Source organism: Aliihoeflea sp. (genome assembly GCF_052435475.1).
Lineage (GTDB): Bacteria > Pseudomonadota > Alphaproteobacteria > Rhizobiales > Rhizobiaceae > Aliihoeflea.
This window is the reverse complement of the sequence record NZ_JBQVMV010000011.1, coordinates 1-15,512: the sequence shown is the minus strand read 5'-3', so window position 1 is coordinate 15,512 and position 15,512 is coordinate 1. Positions and strand designations below refer to the sequence as shown.

Sequence of the window (15,512 nt, the reverse complement as noted above, 5' to 3'; positions counted from 1 at the left end):
TTGAAATACGAGACGATCTATTTGGTTGGGGTTTCAGGGAAGCAGACGCATGGCCGGCAGATTGCTGATCTACGCACCGGTCCCGCTGGCGATGATCGATGGCGTACTCCACCTGGAGGACCAGGCCTGCGACGGGCTTCGCCTCTGGGCGGCCAATTTCGACCACGTCACTGTGATCATGCCTCTCACGACCGCGCTGCCCGGCCCGAACTGGGTTCCGCTTTCGGCACGGCCCGGCCTTGATCGGGTGTCGCTCGAACCCGTGCCGATGGCCTATCGCCCCGATCGGTTCCTCTTCCACCTGCCCGCCACGCGCCGCCGGATCGCGGCGTTGATCGAGGATGCGGACTATCTGTCCTTCGCGATCGGCGGCCTTTTCGGCGACTGGGGCGCCGTGGCCTGCTTCAAAGCTCATAGGATGAAGCGCCCTTACGCGGTCTGGACGGATCGGGTGGAATCGCGCGTCATGCGCGAGGCGGGAACGGCCGGTTCCTGGCGATCGCGATTGCGCGCAGCGCTCACCTGGCGACCCGCGGCCATGCTCGAACGGGCGGTGATCCGCCGGGCCGCGCTGGGGCTCTTTCACGGCCGCGAAACCTTCGATGTCTACGCGCCGTACTGCGCCAAACCGGCGGTCGTCCACGACATCCATGTCGACGCCGCGGATCACATTTCCCGCCTGGAACTGGAAGCCAAGAAATCGGCAACCGCGGATCGGCCGCTGCGCATCGTCTATGCCGGCCGGGCCGAATCCATGAAGGGCCCGATGGACTGGATCGACGTTCTTGCGCGCCTGCGCGACGACGGCGTCGACTTTCGCGCCACCTGGATCGGCGACGGCTCGATGCAGGCTGCGATGCGGACCAAAATCGAAAATTGCGGCCTTTCCGGGCGCGTCGACCTGCCCGGCCCGGCGCCTCATGACGACGTTCTGCGCGCGTTCCAAAAGGCGGATGTTCTCCTGTTTTGCCACAAGACACCGGAATCGCCGCGCTGCCTGATCGAGGCGCTCATCTCCGGCTGTCCGATCGTCGGCTACGACAGCGCCTTCCCGCGCGACCTGATCGCCGCTCATGGCGGTGGATCGCTGAGCCCGAAGGACGATGTCGCGGCGCTGGCGCGAACCGTTGCGCGGCTTGCGGGCGATCGCGCCGAGCTCGCGCAGTTGATCGACCGGGCCGCAAGGGACGGCGCGCCCTTCACCGACGTCGCCGTCTTCAAGCACCGCAGCGACCTCATCAAGGCCCATCTCGCGCCGAGCCGCGATGCGGCCGTTCAACGGGTGCAACTGCGATGCGCCTAGTCTCTCGCCTCAAGAGTTACGCGGGGCACCGGGCCCGCGAAGCGGCGCTCTACCCCACGGCGCTGCGTCGAAGGCAGGCCCCACGGATCATGTTCTTCCCCTCCAGCGTCAAAGAGGGCGCGAGCCTGCTGCGCGCCTACAACATCGCTGCCGAACTGCGCCAGATGGGATGGCAGACGCTCGTAGTGCCGGCGCAGCTCGAACTCGTCCAGCGCAAGCGGCTGATCCGGGTCTTCCGGCCGGACGCCCTGTTCTTCCAGCAATGCAGGCACGCCTTGAACGATGCAGCGCTCAGCTTCGACGTGCCTTTCGTCCTCGATATCGACGACGCCGATTTTCTCTCGCCGCACATGCGCGACCGACTGGCGCGCATGTGCAGGGAGGCGCGCGGCGTGATCGCGGGAAGTCGCTTCGTGGCCGACTGGTGCCGCCAGCACAATGCGCGGACGAAAGTCGTCTGGACCGGCACGCCGCTTCATTCCCGTCCCCGGCCGAACCATGCCGACCGCCCACCGGTGATCGCCTGGGCACAAGCCTCGCCGACCGGCTATCCGGCGGAACTCGATTTTGTTCGCCGTTTCCATGAACGCCTGACCGCGCGCGGCGCACAATTCCAGCTCCGCCTCTACGGCATCGACGATGCGGCGCAGCGGCAGGACATCGTGGAGCGTTTCGGCGGCGCGACCAATATCGAAACCCGTCCGCTGATGGATTACGACGCGTTCCTTTCCTCCTTGCAGGACGTAGCGATCGGGCTATCGCCCATCATGAGCAGTTCACCCTTCAGCCGCGGCAAGTCCTTCGGCAAGATCCTCGGCTATCTCGATGCGAAGGTGCCGGTCATCGCCAGCGACGAGGCCGACCATGCGCTCTTCTTCTCGGCGAGCAGTGGCGTCGTCAGCAACGATCTCGATGAGTGGATCGAGGCGGCGCTGGCGCTTTTGGCCGATCCCGAACGGCGCAATGCGATGGCCGACGCCGCATTCGAAGCCTACCGCCACCGCCTCAGCACGCGCGCGGCCGCGCAAAGGGTGGACGGGTTCCTGAGGGATCTCGGCCTTCATCTGCCGGCGGCGGCGCGATCTTCGCCGGCCATCGAGGCGATCGGGCTGTCCTCATGAACGACCTCGCCATCATCGTCGTCAACTACAACGCTTTCGATCTGACGATCGACTGCATCGCCTCGCTCGTCGCCGACCCCGCTTTGCCGGCCCTAACCCGGGTCGTCGTGGCCGACAACGCGTCACCCGCAGGCGATGCGGCACGCCTGCGCGAGGCGATCTCCCAACACGGATGGGGCGAGCGTGTGACGCTGGTCGCGCATGCCCGCAACGGCGGGTTTGCTTTCGGCAACAACAAGGCCATTGCCGCAGCCGACGCGCAGTTCGGTCCATCGCGGCTCTATCTGCTCTTGAATCCGGACACATGGGTCCGGCCGGGAGCCGTGGCAAAGCTCGCGGCCTGCCTCGACACCCATGCCGAAGCCGGCATCGCGGGATCGCGTCTGGAAGACCCGGACGGCACGCCGCAAGCCTGCGCGTTTCGATTTCCGGGCGCTGCCAGCGAGCTCGAATCGTCTATCTGCATCGGCCTCGTCACCCGGCTTCTCGAAAGATGGCGCGTCGCCCCTCGCATGCCGGACCACCCAACGGAAGTCGACTGGGTTTCCGGCGCCAGCCTGATGGTCAAGCGTGCCGTGATCGAGGACATCGGCCTGCTCGACGAAGCCTATTTCCTCTATTACGAGGAACTCGATTTCTGCCTGCGTGCGGCAAAGGCCGGCTATTCCTGTTGGCACGTGCCCGAAAGCCGTGTCGTCCATCTCGTCGGCCAGTCGACGGGCGTGACGCGGCGCGATTCGGTTCGCGATCGCCGCCCTTCCTACTGGTTCCGGTCGCGGCGGCGTTACTTCGTCAAGCATCACGGCCGCGCTTACGCACTGCTGGCGGACCTCGCCTGGCTTGCCGGCCAGTCCGGTTTTCGCCTGCGGCAGGTCCTTGCGCGGCGCCCTGCGCCGGAGCCGCGCCTGATGAGCGATTTCGTGAAGCACAGTTGGCTGGCGAGCGGGTAGAGCGATGTCTGACTGCAGCACGATACAGCACCCTGCCGCCATGGAGCGGATCGGCATCGTCGTGATCGGGCGCAATGAGGGCCATCGGCTCGTCGGATGCCTGGCATCGCTGCAGGGATTGATCCGCAAGACCGTCTATGTCGATTCCGGGTCCACGGATGGCAGCGTCGCGCGTGCCGAACGGATGGGCGCGAGGGTCGTGAAGATGGAGCGCGGCGACCGGTTCTCCGCCGCCAAGGCGCGCAATCTGGGCTATCGGCAATTGATGCGCGAGGCGCCGGAAACGGCGTTCGTCCAGTTCGTCGACGGCGATTGCCTGCTCGACCCCGACTGGATCTGCGCTGCCGTCGGATTCCTGCTGCTCAATCCCGCCGTCGCGCTGGTCTGCGGCCGCCGCCGCGAACGCCGTCCCCAGACGAGCGTCTACAATGCGATGTGCGACCGCGAGTGGGACGGCCCGCTGGGCGAGATCGAGGAATGCGGCGGCGACTTTCTGGCGCGGGTCGAAGCCTTCGACGAGGTCGGCGGGTTTGCCGCTCACCTGATCGCCGGCGAGGAGCCCGAACTTTGCGTCCGGCTGCGGGAAAATGGCTGGCGGATCTGGCGCATCGCCGCCGAGATGACCTCGCACGACGCCAACATCCTGCATTTCTCGCAATGGTGGCGGCGAACCGTCAGGGGCGGTCACGCATTCGCGCAGATCGAGGCGATGCACCGGACGTCCGAACATGGCCTCTGGCGACGAAATGTGCGGCGCGCGCTGTTCTGGGGCGGGCTGGCACCGGCTCTCATCCTGGCGGCGCCCTTTGCCGGGCAATGGGTCCTCGCCGGCCTCCTTGCCTATCCGCTGCAATGGGCGCGTCTGGTGCTTCGCGAACGAAACTTTACGCGCGAGGGCCTGGCACGCGCGGGCCTCCTCGTCGTCGGCAAGCTCGCCGAACTTCAGGGCATTGCGATGTTCTATTCCAGCCGCCTGCGCCGGCGCGATACCACGCTCATCGAATACAAATAGCGGGCGATCGCTAGACGCGCTGGGTGATGCTGCGGCGGATGTCGGTGACAACGAGCCCTGCCAGCGGAACGACGGCCAGGACATAGCGCCGCCACAGCCGGCGCGGTTCGCTGAGCAGCCGGTGCAGCCATTCGAGCCCGAGACCGCGCATCCATTGCGGCGCGCGTTGCTTCAGACCCAGCATGAATTCGAGCGAGGCCCCCACGCAAAGCGCCGTGCCCGTCGCGCCGGGCCGCCTCGACCAGGTATGGGCGATGAACTCGGATTGCGGGGCGCCGATCGCGATGAAGGCGAAGCGCGATTGCTGCGCAGCAAGGAAATCCACGCAGGCCTTGAGCGCGTCACGATTGGCCGCGATCCCGGCCGGAGGCACGTGGATGCGAAACCGCAGATCTGGGTAGCGGTTCGCCATCCCCTTGGCGATTTCCTCGCTGCCCGCGACAAGCGCGACCTCGTCGCCGGGACGCAGGACCGAACCAAACATCCGCGCCGTCAGGTCGGACCCCGTAACGTGGCCGAAATCGCCGCGCAGATAGCGCGACATCGCCCAGATGGGCTTGCTGTCGCAAAGGCAAAGCCAGGCATCGTCGTAGATGAAGGCGAGCTTCCTTTCCCGCGACAGCTTCACGACATGGTCGACATTGGGCGTGACCACATAGCGCAAAGGCTGGTCGGATCGGCGGGCGGACATCGCGGCGAGCACGTCCACGAAGGTCACCCGATCGAAGGGCATGCCGAGAAACTCCGACCGCGTTGGCGGTGGCCGAAGCACATCGTGCGGCAGATCCGTCACCGTCATGGCGATCCCTCGAAACAAACCTTGTCGTTTCCAAGTATCGCCGCTCGCCGCAAAGCTTCGTAAGCTGACAATTTGTTCTAGATATCGATCAAAACCCCTATTGCCCCGAAGGCGCGGCCGATCTTCTTAGCGGCCCCGCTCCCAACGGGGTCTGCCTGCGCCGACGGGAATGCGAACGGCCAGCGAGACGGCGGCATAGACGAGGAAGCCTAGAGGATCGCGTATCGCGAGCCGCGCGAGCCTGCCCGCCCCGAGCGCCGACTTCTTCTCATTGGAAAGCAGCGCGGGGTAAAGCCGTGCAACTTCCTCCACGCCGCGATCCTGCCGCCGCCTGACGCGAACGAGATTGCGAAATCCCTCGACCATCGGCCAGACATAGGATTCGGGCACCTCCAAGCGGCGCTCCGGCGAAAAATGCAGACGGACGAACGTATCGTCGGAAATGATGTCCGGGAAACGGCCCCACAATGCGCGTCCGGCCGCATTGACGGCGAACATCCCGCATCCGGGCGCACCATCGGCAACGAAGGGAAGCTGCGTCCAGAAACGCGCATAGCGGCGCGTGACGAGGCTCGATGGCCTGGCGACGACCAACGCCCCGCACGCATAGACAGGGTCCGGCCGGTCGAGCGCATCGGCGATAGCCTCGATCAGCCCGGGACTGACGATGACATCGGCGTCGAGATAGATGCGGTCGGCATGGGCTGCATGGTCGTCGCCGACGTTGAGAGCGTTCAGCTTGCCGCCCTGCGCGACGTCGATGACGGCGAAAGACCAGCCCCTGGTCTTCGCCCGGTCGGCAAAGCGTTGCGCAACGGCGACCGTATCGTCCCGGCAACCGTTCGCGACGACGATGATTTCGACGGGACGTGGCGTCTGCACGGAAGCGAGCAGCGAGTCGAGAAGGCCGCCGATCACGGCCGCTTCATTGCTGGCCGGAACGATGACGCTCAGTCCGTACGAGGCGTCGCGATGGTCCATCCCAATCACTTCACATTGCCCATGCGGACTGCCCATCGATCCGTATGGCAGAAAGGACCCCGCTTGCCCCGCCTGCCGGTTCTCCACCTCGCCGCCCGCCTGAAGTAGAGTCGCGCTCTTGATTTCGACATGGCGCCTTTGGTGGCGCCGGTGAAGTTTTCGGCACGATGCACGATTTCACGACAGGCGCCAACGCTTTACGCATTCAGCAACGCCGGGTTCTAATTCTATCGATATCCCCCACTAGACCGATTTTCTCGGTTACGCGCGAAGAAAATACAATGAAAAATCGGTTAAATTGACTTTATCGATCGCGTAAGCGTTGCAGTCGGAGTTGGAAGCGATGGACAATCACTATGCTGCCTACTCCAATCGGGCAGCGATAGGGGACAAGGCCTCCGACGAGGCCGGTCGGCCCGATCTGGGCATGATCGTCTATTTCGCGGCGGCTCTGGACGTCGTGATCATCGTCCTCACTGCCGAGGTCTGCTCTCTCATCTACAGCCAGCTTTACGAATTCGAACGCGCCGACATTCTTTCCAAGCATCTCGGCGCCGGCATCCTGCTGGCGGCCACCTTCGTCACGCTCTTTGCCTCGAAGGGAGCCTATCGCCCGAACGAGCTGATGCGGGTTCACAAGCAGGTCCTGCGAATCGCGCTCTACGGATTGATCTCCCTTGGATTTCTTGCGCTGTTGAGTTTTCTCTTCAAGATCGGCGACCAGTTCTCGCGCGGCACGACACTGCTGTTCGTGATCGTGTGCCCGCTCTTCATCGTGCTCTCCCGCGTGTTCTGGGCGCAGTGGATTCCCAAGGCCACGGCGCGCGGCGTGCTGCGCGCGCGCCGCATCGTGCTCATCTGCGCGGCGGACTATCCGAGCGCACGCCTGCGCGAACAGATCGCCGACAGCGGCGTCATCCTCACCAATGTCCTGACGCTGCCCAAGAACCAGTCGGTCGGCCAGTGGATGGAAGTCATCAACACCCGGATCGCGCGCAGCGCCGACGAGGTTCTCGTCGCGTGGGAGAGTGCCGATCTGTCGTCGATCCGCGAGCTTCTGGGCGAATTGCGGATGATGCCGATGCCGGTGAAAGTCGCGCTCGATCCGATGATCGCGGACATGATCCGCCATCCGGCGACGCGGATCGGCCGCCTCGCCGCGGTGGAGGTCCAGCACGCGCCCTTGTCGGCGACCGAACATGTCCTGAAGCGCAGTTTCGACGTCGTCTTCGCGATCTTCGCGCTGGTCTCGCTGTTCCCGATCTTCATCATCACCGCAATCGCGATCAAGCTGGACAGCGCCGGGCCCGTCTTCTTCATCCAGCGCCGTCGCGGCTGCAACGACGCCGCCTTCGGCATTGTCAAGTTTCGCAGCATGACCGTGCTCGAGGATGGCGAGACCGTCGTCCAGGCGACGCGCAACGACGCACGCCTGACGCGGGTCGGCGCGTTCATCCGGTCGACCAGCATCGACGAGATTCCGCAGCTCTGGAATGTCCTTCTCGGCCAGATGTCGGTCGTCGGCCCGCGACCGCACGCCGTCGTCCATGACGACAACTACGATGCGCTGATCGCCCGATACGCTTTTCGCCGCAACGTGAAGCCCGGCATAACCGGATGGGCGCAGATCAACGGATTTCGCGGCGAAACGCCGACGATCGACATCATGAAGGCGCGGGTGGAGCACGATCTGTGGTACATCCACAACTGGTCGCTCTGGCTCGACATCAAGATCGTCGCGCTGACGCTGGTCGCGCTCGCCGACCGCTCACGCGCCTACTGACGGACAGCCGCGGGTTCGCTCCGAAGCCAGGCCGAGCTGATCACGAAATCCGCCGTCGCGCGAACCCGCCCCCCGATCCGATGACCTTGCCGCAAAGGCCCGGCCCGCCGCTTCAGAATGGCCTCGTAGGAGCGGACGTCGGGGCCTAGGTCGACCTCGACCTCGGTGAACTCCAGCCAGACGCCCGTCATCGGGAACTGGCACTTGAAGACGCTTTCCTTGATGCTGAAGAGGATTTTCGCGTGCGCCCGCGCCTGCTGCCGCGACATGGCGCCCATCGCCCTCATCTCGTCCGGCGTGCAGATAATGTCGAGGAGCGTCTCGTCGAGTTCGCCCGCCTGTTCGATGTCGACGCCGATCCCCGCATAGCCACGTGAGCGCAAGGCGGCAACGGCAAGGCAGGTCGAGCCGCTGTGACTGATCGAACCGACCGTGCCTTCAGGCCAGAGCGGCTCGCGGGAAGGTCCGCTGAAAATGGCTGTCGGCGGAATGCCCAAGCGGGCGAGTGCGCTGCGTGCGCAGCGCCTACCGGAAGCAAATTCGGCCCTGCGTAACGGCGCGGCGGAAGCGATGAACAGCCGTTCGGCAGGGAAAAGATGTTCCATATGCGCGCCGACCTGCGCGGTCGCAATCGCCACATCGACGTCGAACAATCCGCCCGTCTCGAGCACCGCCGGCCAGATGATCCTGGGCTCGCCCATGGCCATTCAGACCCGCGCGCCGACGCCCTGCTGCATCCGCGCCCGTCGCAATGCGGCCCGGTCTGCGACCGAACTCAATCTCTCGTTCGACGAATTGCGGTTCGCAAGATGCGCGGCAAGCGCGCCGACGGTTGGAAACCGGAAGAGATCGGTGATGGTCAGCTCCGGCGCGATCGATGCCTTCAGGTCGCGGTGGACCTGAACCGCGAGCAGGGAATGGCCGCCGAGCGCGAAGAAATTGTCGGCAAGCCCGACCCGCTCGACACCGAGGACCCGCGCGAACGCGTCGGCGATGGCGCGCTCGCGATCGTCCTTGGGCGGGAAGTGAATCGCTTCGACGGCCGGCGCGGCGCGTTCTTCGACCTGCGGCAGCCGCCCGCGGTCGACCTTCGCATTGGGCGTCAAGGGGAATCGTTCCAACTCAACGAAACGCGAGGGCACCATATAGTCGGGCAATGCCTGCGCGAGGTGGGCGCGCAGGCGCGCCTGATCCACGGGGGCGGAAACACGCAGATAGCCGACGATACGCGTGTCGCCCTCGACGGCCTGCTGCGCGACCACCACCGCCTCCGCGACGCCGGCGAAGGACTGGATGCGCGCCTCGATCTCGCCGAGTTCGATCCGGTAGCCCCTGACCTTGACCTGATGGTCGCTGCGGCCAAGGAAGCGCAAGGTCTGGCCATCGGGCTCGAACGCCACCAGGTCGCCGGTTCGGTAGAGCCGGCCTTCGCCGAACGGGTTTGCGATGAACCGCTCGGCCGTCAGGTCGGGACGACCGAGATAGCCGCGCGCGACACCTTCGCCGCCGATATGCAATTCGCCCGCCATGCCGGCCGGAACCGGATGGCCAAGCGCATCGAGGACGTAGAACTGCGTGTTGGCGATCGGCCTGCCGATGGGCACGACGCCCTCCGTCGGCTCCGCCGCCACGGTGGACGACCAGATGGTCGTCTCCGTCGGACCATACATGTTCTCGATCGTGGCGCCGGTCGCCGACCTGAGTTCAGCCAGCAACGACCCCGGAAGAGGCTCGCCGCCGATCATCAGATGCGCGATGTTTCCCATTGAGCGTCGATTGTCCGCATCCGCCAGGAACATCCGCGCCATTGACGGCGTGCATTGCAGATGGGTGACGCCATGCAGCGCCACCTCATGTGCAAAACCGCTTCCAAGCGCCGTCTCCCCGACGCCGTCGCGGCAGGTGGCGACGAGTTCTGCGAGCGGGCGCAGACCCGCCAGCACGATGTCCGTCTCGACGCCGAAATCGATCAGGCAGGCAACTTCGTCCACGCCGATCGCGGCAAGCTGCGCGATGCGCGCCTGGCAGTCCTCGATCGTGCCGAACAGGCCGCTGTCCTCGAAATAGCGAAGAAAGGCGAATTCGAGGATGGCGTCCATTTCGTCTTCGGCCAGGTCGCGCAGGTCGATATCCATCGCGTTGGCCGCGCCCGCAGGCTTCTTGAAGGCGGGAAACGCCCAGGCATATTGCTTGATCAGCGCCGCCGCGCTGCGCAGATAGTTCTTCATCGGCTCGCGCGCACGCTCACGCACCTCCTCGCGGTCCTCGCCGACGAGGGTGTGCAGCATCAGCGTGACCTTGTGCGCCGCCGGATCGCGACCGGCCTGCGCCAGGGTCGCGCGGTAGATGGCGATCTTTTCCGCGAGTTCGTCGATCGACTGGCCGAGCAGATGCGTCAAAATGTTCGCGCCGAGTTCGGCCGCTTCGCGGTAGCTCGCCGGATTGCCGGCCGTCGTCAGCCATACCGGAAGCTCCGCCTGCATGGGACGCGGCTGCGTGACGACGGAGACGGATTTATCGCCCAGCGGGAAATCGACGGCGTCGCCGCGCCACAGGCGCCGGACGGTCTCGATGTCCCGCAGCAAGGCGTTCTTGTTGCCCGGCGGTGCGTTTTCCGGACGCAGCACGAAGTCCTCCGGCATCCAGCCCGACGCAAAGGCCAAGGCTACGCGGCCGTTCGACAGATTATCGACCACCGCCCATTCCTCGGCGATGCGGATGGGGTGGTGCAGCGGCAGGACGCAGCTTCCCGCGCGGATTTCGAGATTGGAGGTGACCGCCGCCACGGCAGCTCCGGTCACGGCCGGATTGGGATATGGCCCTCCGAACGCATGAAAATGACGCTCCGGCGTCCAGATCGACTGGAAACCATGCGCATCCGCGAATTTGGCGCCTTCGAGCAGAAGGCGATATTTGGCAGGCCCGACGCCATCGTCATTGCCCCAGTAGAACAGCCCGAAATCCATCGGCCGGGCGCCGGGCGCCGACCGCGGCACGGGAGAAGCTGCCATGCGGTGCGCGCGATGGATCTCGCTGGCGTGGATCACCACCTTGAACCCGCGCGACAGGGTCCAGAACAGTTCGAGCACCGAGATGTCGAAGGAGAGGCTGGTCACAGCCAGCCAGACGGGCTGCTCGCCGGCGGGAATCGGGATGCGATCGTCCATCCCGGCGAAGAAATTGACGACGTTGCGATGCTCGATCATCACCCCCTTGGGACGACCCGTCGAACCGGACGTGTAGATGATGTAGGCGAGATTGTCGGCGCTGACGGGGGCGCGCGCCGGCATCGACCTTCCGCCGGCGACAAGCTCGGCGATGTCGAGCGAAAGGACGCCGGGTGACGTCGCGACGGGCGCAAGTGCGCGCTCGGTGAGCACGATCTTCGCACCGCTGTCCGCGACCATGAGCGACAGCCGGTCCTCGGGGAAGTCGGGGTCGAGCGGAACATAGGCGCCGCCGACCTTCAGGATCGCCAGCGCCCCGATGACGAGTTCGATCGATCGTCGCACGTGGAGGCCGACGGGGACGTCGGGGCCGACGCCTCGATCGACCAGCGCCGCCGCGACGCTGTCGGCCGCGCCATCGAGTTGGGCATATGTGACCGAGCGATCGAGGAAGGACACGGCGATGGCGTCCGGCGTCAGCCTTGCCTGCCTGGCGAACTGGTCGTGAACGCAGGCATCGCGGTCGAAATCCAGCGCCGTCTCATTGAAGTCGATCAGAAGGCGCTGCAATTCCGCAGCGGAGGCGACCGGCATCTCACCGACGCTGCGACCGCCATCGACGAAGGCCTTCGCGAAGATCGCGAGCCGGTCCGTCAGGTCCTGCGCTTTTGCCGGAGAAATGCGCCCGGAATCGCAGACCGCCCGCGCCTGGCCGTCCGGTCCGATGACGAAGGTGATCGCGCATCCCGCAATCGCGGCCGTACCGTGCGGATCGGCGGTCTCGACGATGCCGATCGACAATGAAGGCCGAGGTAGATCGGGGCGACGCATGAAGATGTCGGTCAGGAAGGTGGCACTGGATCGTGCCCGCTCAAAGTCATGTGCGAGACGGTCGCGCAGTTCGGCGGGCGAGAGGTCGAGATCGCAGGCCATGTCGACGGGCACGCTGTCGGCGACCAGTCCCCGGCTTGCTCGTGCCAGTCCGGGCAATGTGTCGTTGGCATAGACGACGGAATATCGCGACTTTGCGAACAGGCGCGCCAGGAAGGCGGGGATGATGGCCATCGTATCGGCGAGCGCGGCGCTCTCCGGCAGATGCAGCGTGATCGTCTGCGGCGTGGCGCTTACTTCCCCGGTCCATTGCGGATCTAGGTCGACCACATTGGCGATCGCCGAGACCCAATGCGCCTCATGCGGAACCACCCGGGCGACGATCTCGTCGATCGCACAGATGAAATCCGCGCCCGCGGCGGGCAGAACCTGCCCCACGACCAGCCCTTCGCCGAGCCGTTTCCCACCATCCAAGGACCGGCCCTCGATCCGCACCGGCCGGTCGCCTGTTGCCACGACGATGCCCTCGGCGTCGACGGCGATCAAGGTTCCGGGCGCGCGGGCGCCCTGCCCTTCGTCAAAGACGGCAAAACGCTCGACCGCATAGATGCCGTCGGGCGTCGCGACCTTCGGGACGACGAGCGGGTTTGCGTAGCGCACGCCGAAATCGAGTGCCCGGCAAATGCGCGAAAGCTCCACCGAACTGCGGCTGAGGCTCAAAAGCCCCGCCCCCGCGGGCCGTGCGCTCCGGCGATAGAGCACCCGGCCCTCACGCGGCTGCGGCCGCTGATCCAGCGTCGAATTCTCGATCGAGGTGATCAGCTCGGCAAAGCTTGCGATGCCGGCTTCGAAACATTTCGCGTTGAGGGTGAGGACCGTTTCGTCGGCATCGATCTCGAAGTTGCGTGCGACAAGGATATCGCCCTCGTCGATCCCGCCCGTCATGGCGTGCCAGGTCACGCCGTGGCTCTGCGCGCCCTCGAGGATCGCCCAGGAGGGCGTGTTCAGGCCGGCATAGCGCGGCAGCGGGCCGTCATGAAAGTTCACCGCACCGGCCCGCGCGATGCGCAGGACGTCCTCCGGCACGAGCCGCAGATTGGCGATGCTGAAGAGCCAGTCGAACGCGACCGGACGAAGGCTGGCCGCGAGATCGTCGCCCCACGCGCCGACATCGAGGTTCCGGGAGCGCGCCCAGTCCGCTATTGCGGGTGCCTGGGTCACGACCATCGCGATCGAATGGCCACGCTGAACGAGAACCTCGCCGCATTGAACGAGCAGCGATTCATCGCCGACAAGTACGGCTGCGAATTTCGACATTGGCTGACGAACCCCCGACGCCCGATGCTTCAAGTCACTCCCAAGAAGCGACACCAACATTTATGACGAAGGGGCCAATACATTTCCATCAATCGTATGATTGATTATGATCTACTCAAGTGATCGTCGACACGATGACAAGGCACGTCAGGTCGCGGGCACCCGGGCCAAAGTCGCGATGACGCCTTTCCAACAAACATGTTGCAGAAGCTCTTGCGAGCCAGCGAAATCCCGGCCAGATTGATCGCAATCGGGGGCTTCAGATGACCGTTCCTGGCGTGGACCGCCGCCATTCGGTGGATTTCCTGCGCTTTATTGCTGCTTTCGGGATCGTCTGGGCGCACATGCTCACGCCGGACCCTTCGGCGACGGTCGGCTACGCATCGCTCGCGCTCTTCCTGATGCTGGTGCCCTACCTGTCCATCCTTCACATCGAGCGCAAGGCGGAGCGGCCCGGACGCTTCAGGGGGCTTGTTCGCATCCGGCGCATCGCCTTGCCGTGGATTTTCTGGTCGATCGTCTTCAAGGCGCTGATCGCGCTGCAAATGCGCGATCCGGCTCAATTCTTCCAACTCAACGAGCCGAGATGGCTTCTCATCGGCCCGACCATCCATCTGTGGTTCCTGCCGTTCATTCTCCTCGCAACGGCGATCTTCGTTCCCCTGTCCCGCCGCATCGATACCGCGCGGACATTGTGGTTCGCCTGTGGGTTCGCTGTCGTGATCAGCATCGCGAGCCTGTACCTCCACGATTCAGGCCGTGCCCTCGAACCGTTCGCGCAATGGGCGTTCTCGCTGCCGCCGTTCCTCTACGGGCTTCTGGCAGCGTATGGAGAAAAGCTGGATGCGCCCTGGCCGCCGGCACTCTTCCTGATTTCGGTGACGGTGGGCTTCTGGATTTTCGGGTCGGGCTTCTGGCCGCCCTTCTTTCTTCTCGCCCTCGCGGCTCTCCACCTCGCGCTCACCTTTGAAGTGCGAAATCCGGTCTTCGTCAAACTCGGCTCGCTGGCTTTCGGGATCTATCTGATCCACCCCTTCTTCATGCTGGTCTGGTATTTCCTGGTGCAGGGCGGCGCGAACAATACCGCCGGCGCCGTGTTCGTCTTCACGGCCTCCGCGGTCGCGACGGCGATCATGCGCCGCATGCCGGTGGTGCGGGAGGTGGTCTGAGCCCGGGCGGCAGGCGGCGTTGGCAAATGGCTGAAAAATCAATCTATCTCGGCGTGTCCAAGCGCCAAGAGCCTTTCGCGGATGGCCTCGACATCCTGAAACGACTGCATTTTTCCAAGCAATGACTTTTTCAGGAATGGCAGCCCGGCATCGAGAAGCTCCAACGGTACGGTCAACATCGGGTCGCCATAAGTGCGACCATCGCTGTGCCAATAGCTGCCGACACTGGTATGCCCGCTAGCCACACGCGCAAGAGCAAGTTCCTGACACAGGATGACGTCGCCGGGACTATTAAACGAATGCTTTGGCAGCATTGCCTCACTCAAATTGCTCAGCAATGTCTTGTCGACTGACTTTACAGCAAATGCATACGACTGGATGTGATTTTCTGCCATTGCCGACGAAGTAAAGCCGGTTAGTCCCCATGGCGCGTTGGCCACCAATAGCTCGATGTCGCCAAAAGGACCGAAAACGGAATCGTTCATGACCAGAAGGTCGGCACCCGGCGCATTCGAACTGATCTCTTCCAGACCGATCCGATAAGCGGAAAAGTCGTATCCCGACAGCCCCTTCCAGATCAGCGCGTCAGTCGCTTCCCTCAAAATCACAGGAACATCTTCCTCGGCTAAGGTGGCAACGACAACAAGCAAGGGGATGCCGGTCGAATTCAAACGTTGAATTGTAAAATGCTGCGATACAGAAATCCTTCCGCTCGGCAAGAATAGAAACAAGAGGTTCCATCGCGAGGCAGGAAATACTGGCTTGATCACGCGATAAGGCGGCCTAGGGCTTCTTCGCCAATAAGATCGGAAAAGTCGATCGATCTTCTGCCGCCGTGAAACGCTGCTCGGTGTGAAGGACCACAGGCGCTGGAGCCCGGCGACCGGCCGCACGACGTGCTGCAACTGATCGGAAACCGGCATATCCATCGAACAGCCCCTGCCAACAACTCCAAGATGACGATAGTTGAGGCGGGTGGCTTTTGCCAGCCTGACACAACAGTCTAGGTGACATACCCATAAACGAGATTCCCAAGGGCTCTGCGGTGTGATTCCCTTCCTGCAATCGACAGGAGGTGT

At 64.3% G+C, this 15,512-nt stretch carries 11 protein-coding genes; 6 read left to right on the top strand and 5 right to left on the bottom strand.

Features of this window, described 5'->3' with window-relative positions; translation table 11 throughout:
- Positions 1 to 49: 49 nt before the first annotated feature.
- The 4 genes from ACT6QU_RS13010 to ACT6QU_RS12995 all read left to right on the top strand — a co-directional run bounded on the left by ACT6QU_RS13010 (position 50) and on the right by ACT6QU_RS12995 (position 4,386).
- A complete protein-coding gene (locus ACT6QU_RS13010; protein ID WP_444564964.1) occupies positions 50 to 1,303 on the top strand; it encodes a glycosyltransferase in 1,254 nt (417 codons plus the stop codon).
- Positions 1,304 to 1,392: 89 nt separating this feature from the next.
- The gene (locus tag ACT6QU_RS13005; protein ID WP_444564963.1) at positions 1,393 to 2,424 is read left to right on the top strand and encodes a glycosyltransferase family protein; all 1,032 of its coding nucleotides are present in this window, start codon (positions 1,393 to 1,395) and stop codon (positions 2,422 to 2,424) included.
- Positions 2,421 to 3,374 (top strand): glycosyltransferase family 2 protein, encoded by a 954-nt coding sequence (locus tag ACT6QU_RS13000; protein WP_444564962.1) that lies wholly within the window; start codon positions 2,421 to 2,423, stop codon positions 3,372 to 3,374. The genes ACT6QU_RS13005 and ACT6QU_RS13000 overlap by 4 nt, the downstream gene beginning before the upstream one ends.
- Positions 3,375 to 3,378: 4 nt before the next feature.
- Entirely contained in the window at positions 3,379 to 4,386 is a 1,008-nt protein-coding gene (locus tag ACT6QU_RS12995) for a glycosyltransferase (protein ID WP_444564961.1), read from the top strand.
- A 10-nt stretch (positions 4,387 to 4,396) separates the two neighbouring features.
- Here ACT6QU_RS12995 and ACT6QU_RS12990 read toward each other — a convergent pair whose 3' ends face one another.
- Both ACT6QU_RS12990 and ACT6QU_RS12985 read right to left on the bottom strand, forming a co-directional pair.
- Entirely contained in the window at positions 4,397 to 5,185 is a 789-nt protein-coding gene (locus tag ACT6QU_RS12990) for a WecB/TagA/CpsF family glycosyltransferase (protein WP_444564960.1), read from the bottom strand.
- Positions 5,186 to 5,311: 126 nt separating this feature from the next.
- Entirely contained in the window at positions 5,312 to 6,166 is an 855-nt protein-coding gene (locus tag ACT6QU_RS12985) for a glycosyltransferase family 2 protein (RefSeq protein WP_444564959.1), read from the bottom strand.
- A 343-nt stretch (positions 6,167 to 6,509) separates the two neighbouring features.
- Here ACT6QU_RS12985 and ACT6QU_RS12980 point away from each other — a divergent pair, with 343 nt between their 5' ends.
- Positions 6,510 to 7,949 carry an undecaprenyl-phosphate glucose phosphotransferase gene (locus tag ACT6QU_RS12980; RefSeq protein WP_444564958.1) on the top strand — a complete coding sequence of 480 codons (1,440 nt, stop codon included), beginning with the start codon at positions 6,510 to 6,512 and terminating at the stop codon, positions 7,947 to 7,949.
- On the opposite strand, the gene ACT6QU_RS12975 is transcribed toward ACT6QU_RS12980, so the two are convergent.
- Together ACT6QU_RS12975 and ACT6QU_RS12970 are read right to left on the bottom strand one after the other, a co-directional pair.
- A complete protein-coding gene (locus ACT6QU_RS12975; protein WP_444564957.1) occupies positions 7,943 to 8,650 on the bottom strand; it encodes a 4'-phosphopantetheinyl transferase family protein in 708 nt (235 codons plus the stop codon). The genes ACT6QU_RS12980 and ACT6QU_RS12975 overlap by 7 nt on opposite strands.
- Positions 8,651 to 8,656: 6 nt before the next feature.
- Positions 8,657 to 13,264 carry a MupA/Atu3671 family FMN-dependent luciferase-like monooxygenase gene (locus tag ACT6QU_RS12970; RefSeq protein WP_444564956.1) on the bottom strand — a complete coding sequence of 1,536 codons (4,608 nt, stop codon included), beginning with the start codon at positions 13,262 to 13,264 and terminating at the stop codon, positions 8,657 to 8,659.
- Between the two features lie 263 nt (positions 13,265 to 13,527).
- Here ACT6QU_RS12970 and ACT6QU_RS12965 point away from each other — a divergent pair, with 263 nt between their 5' ends.
- The gene (locus ACT6QU_RS12965; protein ID WP_444564955.1) at positions 13,528 to 14,433 is read left to right on the top strand and encodes an acyltransferase family protein; all 906 of its coding nucleotides are present in this window, start codon (positions 13,528 to 13,530) and stop codon (positions 14,431 to 14,433) included.
- Between the two features lie 38 nt (positions 14,434 to 14,471).
- Here the strand turns inward: ACT6QU_RS12965 and ACT6QU_RS12960 are convergent, their stop codons facing one another.
- Entirely contained in the window at positions 14,472 to 15,362 is an 891-nt protein-coding gene (locus ACT6QU_RS12960; protein WP_444564954.1) for a rhamnan synthesis F family protein, read from the bottom strand.
- Positions 15,363 to 15,512: the final 150 nt, after the last annotated feature.